Annotated in this window: 2 protein-coding genes and 1 pseudogene; 1 reads left to right on the top strand and 2 read right to left on the bottom strand. The window is 62.3% G+C overall.

Annotation, left to right across the window (positions count from 1 at the left end):
- Positions 1–411 (bottom strand): annotated as a pseudogene (locus BG35_RS0109435) (HAD-IA family hydrolase); the annotation flags it as partial.
- Positions 408–1,577, bottom strand: coding sequence for an NAD(P)/FAD-dependent oxidoreductase (locus BG35_RS0109430; protein WP_025782623.1), 1,170 nt, complete (start codon positions 1,575–1,577; stop codon positions 408–410). The pseudogene BG35_RS0109435 and the gene BG35_RS0109430, both read right to left, overlap by 4 nt.
- Positions 1,578–1,678: 101 nt before the next feature.
- Between BG35_RS0109430 and BG35_RS12520 the strand changes: the two genes are divergently transcribed.
- A partial coding sequence (locus tag BG35_RS12520) for a leucine-rich repeat domain-containing protein (protein WP_161632601.1) occupies positions 1,679–2,245 on the top strand: 567 nt, incomplete at its 3' end.

Below are 2,245 nucleotides of genomic sequence, written 5' to 3'. Positions count from 1 at the left end.
AGCCAGCTTGAGGCCGGCGCCGTGCCAACGCTGGAGACAGCGGGGCACGTCCTCCGGCACCACCCAGGCATCGGGGCTGGCGTAGTGGTAGAAGAGTTGACCGGTGAGTTGGCGCAGCACGGTTGTCTCCAGCGGCTGGCCTGCCCGTTGGAAGGTGTCCCCCACGCAGGCCAGCCACCATTCCTTTTCCTGTTGATCAAGGGATTTCACCGACCGGTCCGGGAACGCCATGGGGGGCGCCGCCCGATAGGCGGCATGGAAGGCGGGGCCGATCTGCCCGGGGGACACCGTGATGCCCATGGCGGCAGCCTTCCGGGCATAGGTGACGGCCACAGGGGCGGCGGGTTCCAGAAGGGTGCCCATGGCGTCGATGAGCAAGCCACGGGGGCGGGACAAGGTGGTCGTGGTCATGGCTTCAAGTGTTCCCCCAGCCAGCCCACCGCCGCGGCCAGGCGATGCCCCGCCCCGGGCATGCGCGCCAGATAGACGGCTTCCCGAAGTCTGGCCGCTGTTGGTCCCGCCATGGTGAAGCCTTTGGCGGTGATGGCGGCTTGGCCGCGACCAAGGCTCAGCATCTCCCCCAGGTCGTTCCATTGAAAGTCCTGGAGGGCCTCCCCATCAAGGGAAGCCAGAATGTTGCGGGCCAGCACCGGCGCCTGCTGCATGGCCACCTGGGCCGTGGCCGGCAGGGGCTGCTTCCCCTTCTGGCGTGGTACCGCCGCCACGTCACCGGCGGCAAAAATCGCCTCCTCCCCCGCCAGTAGCAGGTTTGTCCGGCAGATGAGCCGCCCCTGGGGATCCGTCGGCACTGACGGCAGCAGCGGCGGCGGCGCCACCGCCAGGCCCGCGGTCCAGAGCACGCCGGCACAGGGCAGGGTCTCCGTCTGTCCCTGGACAAGCAGGGTGAGGCGATCCGCCGCCACCATCTGTACCCGGCTCTGGCAGCGCACCAGTACACCCCGTTTCCGTAACGCCGCCAGAGCTTGCTGACGGTTGAATTCACGGCTTCCCGCCAGAACGCTGTCCCCCTGCTCAATGAGCTCGATCAGGGCCTGACCCGCCAGCAGATCCGCCAGCTTGCAGGCCAGTTCCACCCCGCTGGCGCCCGCCCCCACAATCGCCAGACGTTGCAGGGGGCGGGGCTGGGTTTGCAGACGTTGCACCAGGCGTTGCAGACGCCCCAGGTCCGCCATGGCGCGGAAGCCGATGGCATGATCCGTGACGCCGGCAACGCCAAAGGACTGGAGGACCCCGCCACAGGCCAGCACAAGACGATCAAAGCTCAGTTCACGGCCACTGCCGGTGGCGAGACAACGGGTCCGGCGGTTGATGCTGGTGACCCGGTCCTGCAGCAGGGCAATACCCCGGCCCTCCAGCAGGCGCTCCAGCTTGGGCGCCGCCTGCCAGGTCTTCAGTTCACCGCTGAGGAGTTCATACAGCAGGGGGGTGAAGAGGAAATGCTCCTGGGGCTCCACCAGCACAACCGACACGCTGCTGCGCTTGTGGGCAAGCGATAGGGCAGTGGTGAGGCCTGCAAAACCACCCCCTACCACCACCACACGAAACTGGCCGTCCATGGGACCGTTGCATTGTCTGTGACGCTAGGGCCGGGAGCCGTAAAGTGGGGAGAGACTTTGGGGCTTTGGGGCAGGATCGCTGGGGTTTCAGGCAGGCGCCCATGGGGAAGGGGCAATTTCCGGATATGCTAAAGTCGCCGCTCAAACGGGAATTCAGGACCATGACACGAAGCAGGTTCGGGATTGATTTTCTGAATAACAATCGCCTCCGGCCTGGCGGGACGTGGGCGGCTATGTACCTGTCCCTGGCGGCTCTCCTTCTCCTCTCTCCCAGCGCTCGCTCCGAGACTCGGAACATTTGTGAACGCCATGATGCATTTGAGTCTGGGCATGTAGTCATACGTAAGTTAGCCTTTGAAAATCGTAAAAAGAAAAATAAATATCCTTGGGGGTTAGGAGGTTTAGTAGTCTCCGGTCATGAGATTTGCAATCTCAGTAATAAAGGAATTACCTCGTTGACCGCAAATGATTTCAATGGACTCTCCCATATCAACGCTCTCCTTCTGGGTGGCAACGCTCTCACCAGTCTGCCACAGGGTGTGTTCAATAAGCTTCCTAACCTATACTATCTTGATCTACATGATACCAGCCTAACCAGCTTACCGTCAAATATGTTCAATGGACTCTACAAGCTCAGGCATCTCAATCTGAGTTATAATAGTTTAAGG

Source organism: Candidatus Synechococcus spongiarum SH4 (assembly GCF_000586015.1).
Classification (GTDB): domain Bacteria; phylum Cyanobacteriota; class Cyanobacteriia; order PCC-6307; family Cyanobiaceae; genus Synechococcus_B; species Synechococcus_B spongiarum_F.
Note: the sequence above shows the minus strand (reverse complement) of the source record. Positions and strands in the feature narration are given on the sequence as shown.